The 9,372-nt window shown below is 45.2% G+C and carries 8 protein-coding genes; all 8 read right to left on the reverse strand.

All coding sequences use genetic code 11. The features are described 5' to 3' along the window. Window positions 1–717, reverse strand: a 717-nt coding sequence (locus ACJ751_RS10735; RefSeq protein WP_407745491.1) for a trypsin-like serine peptidase, incomplete at its 3' end; no start/stop codon positions are given. A 583-nt stretch (window positions 718–1,300) separates the two neighbouring features. After that, the gene (locus tag ACJ751_RS10740; RefSeq protein ID WP_407745492.1) at window positions 1,301–2,194 is read right to left on the reverse strand and encodes a universal stress protein; all 894 of its coding nucleotides are present in this window, start codon (window positions 2,192–2,194) and stop codon (window positions 1,301–1,303) included. A 62-nt stretch (window positions 2,195–2,256) separates the two neighbouring features. Then, entirely contained in the window at window positions 2,257–3,633 is a 1,377-nt protein-coding gene (locus ACJ751_RS10745) for an HAD-IB family phosphatase (RefSeq protein WP_407745493.1), read from the reverse strand. Between the two features lie 498 nt (window positions 3,634–4,131). Then, window positions 4,132–4,509: an RNA recognition motif domain-containing protein gene (locus ACJ751_RS10750; protein ID WP_407745494.1), complete on the reverse strand. Its 378-nt coding sequence runs from the start codon at window positions 4,507–4,509 to the stop codon at window positions 4,132–4,134. A 378-nt stretch (window positions 4,510–4,887) separates the two neighbouring features. Beyond that, a complete protein-coding gene (rplI, locus tag ACJ751_RS10755; protein WP_407745495.1) occupies window positions 4,888–5,334 on the reverse strand; it encodes a 50S ribosomal protein L9 in 447 nt (148 codons plus the stop codon). 9 nt (window positions 5,335–5,343) lie between these two features. Further along, a complete protein-coding gene (gene rpsR / locus ACJ751_RS10760) occupies window positions 5,344–5,610 on the reverse strand; it encodes a 30S ribosomal protein S18 (protein ID WP_014221276.1) in 267 nt (88 codons plus the stop codon). A 4-nt stretch (window positions 5,611–5,614) separates the two neighbouring features. Further along, a complete protein-coding gene (rpsF, locus tag ACJ751_RS10765) occupies window positions 5,615–5,968 on the reverse strand; it encodes a 30S ribosomal protein S6 (protein WP_407745496.1) in 354 nt (117 codons plus the stop codon). Between the two features lie 432 nt (window positions 5,969–6,400). Beyond that, a partial coding sequence (locus tag ACJ751_RS10770) for a T9SS type A sorting domain-containing protein (protein ID WP_407745497.1) occupies window positions 6,401–9,372 on the reverse strand: 2,972 nt, incomplete at its 5' end.

Here is a 9,372-nt window from a genome sequence, read left to right on the forward strand (position 1 = left end):
ATCGCCGGGACGGGCATTGGAAGGCAGAATGATACAGCCATAATCATACTCTCTTTTTTTATCATTTACCCAGCCGGCAACGCTTCTGAAAGAAGTGCCCATGAATGAGCCGTAAGGACGTGCAGCGTCATTCAAACCTGGAATTACTTCAATACTCTTTGGCCATCCGCCCTGGTCGTGCATGTACACGCAGTGCCCGGCGGTAATTACGGTGCGGGGTGCAATCAGCCAGCCGGTGCCTATCCAGCGGCTGCCATTTTTTGCTGTGATGCGCAATGAGCAAATAGCCCGCCAGGGGAATGTGGTAGTGGGGGTAATGCGAACGCGGTCATCAGTTCCAATAATTACTTCAGAAATACTTTTCTGGTATAATTCGGGATAACTGGCAAAGAACGCATCGCGGGTAAATACGCCGCCTTCTCCTTCCTCGTCTGTAACTTCTGTACCGGCTTCTTCCAGTAAGTTCTCGGAAACATAAGCCGATTCAGATTCGGTATTCAATGTGTTGAACATTTCCTTATCGGCTTCTCCGGGTTTGGTGAGCTTAAAACCTTCCACCTGTTCTACTTCAGTTTCAGTATCCGATTCCATACCCATGTATGACTGGCCCGGCAAATTCTCAATTAAACTGGGAACATGCGCTGTAGCAACCATGGGATCTTTGTCATTTCCGTTCTTGGGCGACCGCAGTGTTTCAGAGAAAGTCTTTGGCTTCATAAATTAGTTTTTTTGGTTTTGTAATGAAGAGAGAAGCGGTCAGGGAAAGCAGTAACAGCTCGTTCCTGTTGTAAACGACATCACAAACACTACTGCGTCCTGCGCAGGTGCCTGCAATACAAATCCGGTAAATAATCGGTCAGAACCTTTCAGTACAGTGAAACCATATAACCATGGTTTGAGTACGGGAGATGATTTATGGAGAGGTAAGCGTTTTTAACAGTTGTCATTATCCGAAATATGGGAATCGCGTGAGGTGTGATCGAAGAATGTATCCGGACAATGATGGGTGTGTTACCTCTGTATTTTATATTCCTCATAGGCCTTTATATGAGGTAAAATCAAACAGTTTTGGACGGTTATGGTTTTCGTAAGCTCCTTGCCTTGCAATAATACTACTACCCTCCACTTCTTCTTTTAAAGATATAGAGTTAATTTAATATTCTTTTGCTTTTTATATAAAATAATTGTGAACAGCAAGGTGTTACAACATGTATTCGTTACGTGATAGTGTATTGTTTAAACATAAAAAAGTCTCCCGATGCATCGGAAGACTTCATTATCTAAAAAAACAAAACGAATACTAAGATTGAGATTGTTGTTGTGTTTGTTGTTGAGGTTGAGCCGCCTGTTCGTTGTTCTTGTCAACCGTTATCACTGGTATTTTTGATCCATATGATAACAATTTACGGGTGATGCGGTTCCACCAGCCGGGCATATGAAATTCGTTCAATGGATTGGCCATAATGAGATCGGCATTGATGCGTTTGGAGAAATCAAGCGTGCTTTTGGCCAGGTTCTTTCCTTCCAGTAAAAAGCATTGCACCGGAATGGTGCTTAGGCTTTGTATAACCTGCAGGGTTTTGTTCACCACCTGTTCAGCAGCATTTCCATCTTTACGCAGACTAACGAGGTATACGGTGCTCTGGAACGTACGGGCCAGCAAAGTAGCAAACTTGATCCGGCGCACAGGCACTTCATCTGTCAGCGGTAATACGATCTTCTTGAAATGGCTTACCAGTCCGCTTGACCGGATGGCCAGTGCCGGCACATTAGTTTTGCGGGCCAGCTGGCTGATGGAAACGGAAGACAGTATGCGATGAACGAGATTGAATTTTGATAAACCCACCACCACCAGGTCCATATCGTATTGTTCTATGTATTTTACCAGTTGCTGGCTGGGGCGGCCCTGTAATAAGCTGATCTCTATTTTACCTTCCCCACACAAGTGATGTTGATAGGTCTCTTTCAGTAATTCCAGTTTTTTACGGGCATTTTTAAGGTCGGCGGTAATGTCGTAAGGCAGCAACATGCTGGCGTCGATGGGAATCAACGGCAACAGGTTCTTCGACACCACGTGTACCAGGTGAATATTGCACTGGAAGGTATTCGCCAGTTCAATAGCCTTGGAAATAGCCCACTTGCTGCGGCCGGTAAAATCAACCGGCACCAGTATGTTATATAATTTTCCTGGCATAGACGTTCGTTTTAGGTTTATTGATTAGAAATGTGGTTATATATATCACTCAAGCCACTGCCTTAAGCCAGCGCCAGAAGCGATTGAAAACTGTTTTCCCGGATGTTTGTAGAGGCGATCGTTTCCAGCAGATCATCCTTTGTACGAAAGGCAACGCCTTTACCGCCATGGCCTACCATACAACGGTCGTCGCGGCTGTCACCAACTACTATGGTACGCTGCATGGGTACATTGTATTTTTCGCAGGCATATTGCAGCGCATTCGTTTTACAGTAGGAATGCCCACATACGCTGTCGGGTGAACCAAAGAAATAGGAAGGCAGGTTTATTTCGCCGGTTACCTTTCCTTCAAAGAACTCCAATTGATTGGCGTAGGAGAAATCGGCGCCGATCTTTTGTCTTACAAAGTTGGTTATTAACGTATAGCTGTTGCTGATGATGCCAATGATGTAACCCCGGTTCTTCAATTCTTTTATTACTTCTTTTATATCGCTTACCATTTCTATCTGACTGGCAACGTTCAACAGTTCATCCATGGTGCGGCCTTTCAAAAAAGAACCGATCCTTTTGGTAAGGATGATGGGGTCTTTTTCGCGGGCGCGCAGATCTTCGAGCTTGGCGTTGAAACCAAATGTGGCGGCGCAGGTATCGATGAACCGGCCCTGCAGGATGGTATCGTCCATATCGAAGATGGCCATTTTGTGAAAACCGGATAATTTCTCGCGTAGGGTTTTGTTCATTTCCCGGTTAATAGCTTCCAGTGAATGGATCTCTTCTTCACTGATCTCTTCGGGATGTTGTAATTGCGCTTTGCTGATGATGGCTTTTGATACTTCCTTGCTCATTTTCCCCAGGGCCTGCCATGGTTTGCTTTTATTTTCTATATAGCCGATGTTCACTTCGGTTACCCGGGCTTTCATCAGGTACATATCTATCAGAATGCCGATATCAACTCCGTAATCGTTAAAGAAATCGATCTTTTTGAAATATGATTTTTTACCGGCTATCATGCCACTGAGCGGCTGTGAGAAATGAGACAGACCGGGATAAAAGATATTCAGTAAGGGTTTGGCCACCAGTTCGGTTACCCGGCCGGCATTGCGGGCGAAGCTGCCTTTTACAAAGTCGGCTTCATCTGCCAGCAGGGGAGCGGCCAGGTTGGTAATGGTGCCCTCCGGATAGGGGTCAATATCGCCATCGAGGAAAATGATGAATTCATTGGTTGTAATGGCAATGCCATCTTTCATGGAAATGCCCTTTCCACGCACCTGACTGATAATAACTGTTGCCCCGGCTTCCTGCGCTATCTTTACCGTATTGTCTTCCGACTTGTCGTCAACCACAATGATCTCTGTTACCAGCGGAAATTGCTGGCAAAAGCGCACCACGTTGGCAATAGTTTTCTCTTCGTTTAAAACGGGAATGATTACAGTTAGCATATTTCAATATTTCTCCGGTTTATGATTCTACAGTATGTATGTGGGTGAGGTAAAATGCTCCTTGAAAATGAGCTGGCCTGGACGTTCTTCCGATGTTCCGGTAAAGAGGCAAAAGATGTGCCTTTCCTGTCATCGGACATTAAAATCCTTTACATGTGGGCAAAATTCCACACATACAATCCCCCTCCCCATTTTTCCTGCGTTGAAGTTCAACTGTGAATATTGACTGGGCGTTAATTTGCTATTAAAAGAGAATTAAATAAAAAGGGTGTGCCAGGTGTTCCTAAAGAGGGATTCGGCTGGTTATAGAGTTTGGTGGGGAGTTGACCAGTTGACGAGTTAACAAGTTAACAAGTAGCTTAGGTGACAGAAGTAGGAGGTTGATAGGGTTGATAAAGGTAGAATACGGAAGATGGTAGCAGGGGTAAGATTGGGCTAATAAAAAATCCCCCCCGACGAGTCGGGGAGGATTTATATCGTGTCGTTGGGATTGCGTTATTAATAGTCTCTGTTGTATCCACCGCCGCCACCGCCGCGATTGTAGCCACCTTTTTTGTAGCCACCACCGCCGCCGCTGCCGCCGCCACCGAAGCTGCGTTTTTTGAATCCGCCGCCGCCACCGCTACCACCTTGTGGTTTTGGTTGTGCTTCGTTAACGATAATCTTACGGCCTAAAACTTCAGACTCGTATAAGCTGGTCAGCGCGTTTTGAGCTTCGCCGTCCTCAGGCATTTCTACGAATCCAAAACCTTTGCTACGTCCGCTGGTTTTGTCTTTAACAATCTTAGCAGAAGTAACTGAGCCGTACTGCTCGAACAGGGTTCTTAAATCCTCATCGGTCATCTGCCAGGAGAGGTTCCCTACATAAATGTTCATTGTAACGAAAATTTTAGTGTTCTGAAAAAAAGGATAATGGCAATAGTTGCTACAATGAACTGAGGAAACCGAAAAACAGGTAAGACACTGCAGAACATGAGAACTAAGACATTAATCTAACATGAAGATAGGAGAATTATTTTGATTTAAACAATAAAAAAAATCCCACATTCAATTGGGGAGCGGGTTTGCAGAAAATACTTTGTTTATTGAATACAAGTACTTAAGGAACAGTAGGGGTATTTACAAGGCGCCTCCGGGCCCGCCAAACCGTGGAAAAAACCTTATTACTTATGTTATTTTTTATATATGTTGAAAAAGAAAAGCCTTCCCTGCCCGGAGGCAGAAAAGGCTCACTTTTATTGAAGTTGGAACGAATTACTCAGATACTACTTCAAAATCCAGCTCGGTCGAATGACCGTTGCCGAAATCGATGGTAGCTTTATAAGCGCCCAGTTCTTTTACTTCATCAGGCAGAGTGATCTTTTTACGATCGATCTCATAACCTTTTTGCTCGCGGATGGCGCGGGCAAGTTGCAAAGAAGTAACGGTACCGAAGATCTTACCGCTGGTACCGGACTTAGCTCCGATCTTCAGGGCGCCTTCTTTCAGTTTGGCGATTACTTCATTGATAGCAGAGAGCATTTTTGCCTCTTTCTTTTCAATCTGCTTTCTTTTTTCCGCTAATTGTTTGAGGTTAGAAGGACTGGCTTCTACCGCAAACTTTTGAGGGATAAGAAAGTTACGGGCATAGCCATTGCGTACTTTAACTACCTCGTTGGCACCACCCAGATTATCTACGTCTTGAATCAGTATTATGTCCATGGTGTCCTCCTATTTTAAAAGGTCAGTTACGTACGGTAATAAGGCCATTTGACGGGCTTTTTTACATGCCTGAGCCACTTTACGTTGGTACTTCAAAGAGTTACCGGTAATACGGCGGGGCAGTAATTTACCTTGCTCGTTCAGGAATTTTTTCAGGAACTCAGCGTCTTTGTAATCAACGTACTTGATGCCATATTTCTTGAAGCGGCAGAATTTCTTCCGGGGCTTCTCGGTTTTAATGGCGGTCAGGTACTTAATCTCGTTTGCTTTTGCCATAGTACTATCCCTCTACTTTTTCAGTTCCTGTAGGTACACCACTTCTCTTTTTACCATTGTACTCGACGGCGTATTTATCGAGCACAGTGAACATGTGACGCAACACATTGTCGTCACGCAGCAATTGAATTTTCAATTGCTCATTGAGGTTGGATGGCGCTTTGTATTCCATAACCCAGTACAGACCAGTGGTCTTTTTCTGGATAGGATACGCCAGTGATTTTAGTCCCCAGGGATTTTCGTGCACAATTTCACCGCCTAGACTTTTAATCAGGTCAGTGAATTTTTTCTGAGACGCTTTGAAATCGTCGTCAGAAAGCACAGGGGTAAAAATCACCATCAATTCGTAATTGTTCATTGATCCCTGTTTGTTGGTTAAAAAATTAATTTGGGCTGCAAAGGTAGGGTAAATATGTCAATAAGGCAAAGGTGAGAGAGCCAGCGGGCGAAGATTGCAAAGGTTATAGCGGTAATAATTAAAAAAGGGAGAAATGCAAGATGGTAAGAGGGTGATAACCAGTTAAGTAATAATTAAGATATGAAAAAATGACCTTATTAATTCTTTTTAGGCCTGGCAATAATATTATTGGCTTTTTCAGGCTTTTCAGGGAATAACACCTTGTCTGAAAGCTTTTCCAGTGATTTAGGACACTTTTGTTTTCATTTCCATGGCCCCGGCTCCCTTTTGGCTTTCTGGCTTTTTCATGGTTATAAAATTACACTTTGGGTTTAAAAGAAAGCCCCCGGGATTACTCTCCGGGGGCTTTGGATCCTGGTTCTTGTCACCATTCTATTCCACCATTATCTTTTGCGTGTTTATTCCTTTAGAAGTGGTAAACTTCATCAGGTAAATACCTTTTGATAAGCCACTTACATTGATGGTGGTAGAGTAGGTGGTTGCAGCTAAAGTCAGCTGCTTCATTAATTTGCCATTTACATCCATCAGTTCTATCCGGGCTGATTCATTGCTGCCCTGGCGATAAATGGTTACCGTAGTACTGGCCGGGTTAGGGCCTACATAGAAGCCACCCGATCTATCAGTTTTGATCCTGACAATATCTGAGTAAACCGATTTACCGTCGATATCCACTTGTTGCAGTCGGTAATAGTTCATACCATATACGGGTTGTGCATCGGTATAGCCATAAGTGGTGGGGCGGTTGGCTGTACCAACTGCTGCTACCTTACCTAATGCATTAAAGCTGCGGCCATCAGTGCTTCTTTCAACAATAAACTCCTTGCTGTTGGTTTCCTGGGCGGTTGTCCAGCTAAGCTTTACAACTTCATTTACTTTTTGACCTGTAAAAGATAAAAGGGTAACCGGCAGGGCAGCGTTGTTATCATTCCTGGTGTACCAGATAGGTGAAGTAATGATGCGGGCGCTGCCGTTGGTGATATCTATATAGTAATACCCGGTAGACATGTCGGCCAGGTTATTATCCTGGTAGGTCATGCTGCTGCCGGTAACGGTAGCGATGTTTTGTGCGGTAACCCCGCTGCCTGGTACGCCAAACATGACATTTATCACCGCATTGCTTACAATGGTTGTGGCATCAGTAAGGTTCACGGTAAGGATCGGTGCATTGCGATCAGTAAAGATAGAACCCATCATATGAGTGTTGATGGTAAAGTCAACCTTGGTGTCACAATCCTGCGTAGCATAGAAGTGCATGTCGCGGTACGCTTTGATGATGTCTGTTTTCGTAAGCGAAGGCGCCAGCACCGCGGTACGTGAATAGGTGGTATGGCCGAACGTGGTGTAGTGGTTATCGTGGTCGATCACTGGTCCCAGGTGATAGCCTATAGCGAGCAGTTTCTGGAAATAGCTCAGGTAAAACATGGAACTACCGGGGTCTTTATAGTTGATACTATCGGATGTGGCCGGGCCGCTTTCCACGGCTGTTCCGGTAATGGCATTATCTGCAACCAGGTTATAGCTTGTATTGGAAAGATTGTTGTAATCGCTTGAGTTGGGATGGGCCAGTGTGGCGAAGGTATTTTTAGCCACATAGTCATTGATGGTTTTAAATAAACCGCTAGCGCCGGTATAATCGTTCTTGGCTACATATACATCATAGTTATTAGTAGCACCCCAACCGCCGCTGCCGCTTTCCCAACCAAACAGGTCGTCCATGCCATCGCCATACACTACCACGTGACCACCGCCAGAGATTACACCCCACTCCATACCATACAAGGCCAGGAAGTTGGAATGGGCGGCGCTAAAGGCATTGGCCTGGGGAGAACCCAGGTGGAAACTATCTATCTGGTTACCGGGGTTGTTGGCAGTTGAAAAGTGGTTATGCTCTGAGATACCCAGAAAATCCATACACTGGGCTGTCATGGCATAATTGTAATCCTTAGCAGGTGTAAAGCCGGGATTATCCTTGTTGCCATCTGAATAATCAGAATGCGAATGCAGGTTACCGAAGTAATAATTATACACCGGACTATTGCTGGTGAGTTGTGACCCTGTTAATGGAGCGGTGGTCAGGTATTTGGTTCCTCCGGTGCAATTTTTATTGGCGGCAAAAACAAAGAAATAATAAGGAGTACCTGGTGTAAGACCAGTACTCAGGAAGCTGGTAGTAGTGGTGTTTGCTACTACTACGCCACCGCCAAGGTTATCGCCTACATTATAATCGGTATTGTCAACCGGCGTAGCGCTCAAGGTTGATGTGGTGCTTCTGATCACCAGGTAATCATCTGCTCCGCTACCCGCCATAAAGGCGCTTGAAATGCTGGTGTTAGACGCATTGAAAGTTAAGCTGGTTGGTTGGGCTGTTGGTGTTATACAAGGAGGCAATGGCTGGGTGTTCTGCGATGCAGTCAACGGTGAAGTGGTATTATAAGCAGGCCCGTTCAAACAGTTTTGCAACTGCAGACTGAACACATAGAAATAATAGGGAGTATTGGGCGCCAGGTTGCTGGCTGTAAATGTAGTGGCCGTGCTGCGGCTTACCACGGTGGCGTTGCCTATTATATCGCCGGCTGCGTATGATTGTGCATTCACCGGGTTACTGCTAAGCGAAGCAGACGTGCTAACCAGTACCATGTATTCATCGGCGGTAGTAGCCGTGAAAGAACCCTGTATAGAACCTGGCGTTATGGTGCCAAAGGTCAATGCCGTGGGTTGTGCTGCTGGTGCTGCACAAGGTGGAAGACCGGCATTGGTGGTAGTCTGTCCGGTAAGGGGTGTGGTAAAGTATAACGGCCCACCAGTACAAACGCTGTTCAACGAAAAGATAAAGAAATAGTAAGTAGTAGATGCATTTAATCCGGTAGCGTTAAAGCTGGTGCTGTTGCCATTGGCGATCACTGTTCCATCACCCACATTATCGCCGATGTTGTATATCTGTCCGTCTACAGGGTTATTGGTAAGGCTGCTGCTGGTGCTGGCAATAATCAGGTAGTTGTCTGACGCCGGACTGGCAGCGGTAAAACTACCTGCTATCGATACATCAGTGATAGTACCAAAGGTCAGTGCAGTAGGTGCTGCTGTTGGGCTAACGCAGGGTGTGGTGGCTACAGCAGTTACTTTTAGATTGTCAATGCTGATCTTGGGTCTGGAACCAGTAGGCGTAATACCGCCTGTAGCATTGTAATAGTAAAAACGAAGTCTTGCGGTGGCGCTGTTATTGAAAATGGCTGGCAGCGCAATATTTGATTGTGATCCGCTGGAGGGTGAATTATTGGTAAAATTCAGCACATCGGCAAATGTAAGATCGGTCCAGGTAATGCCATCGATGCTGGCATACACCC

Source organism: Niastella sp. (genome assembly GCF_045805085.1).
Classification (GTDB): Bacteria; Bacteroidota; Bacteroidia; order Chitinophagales; family Chitinophagaceae; genus Niastella.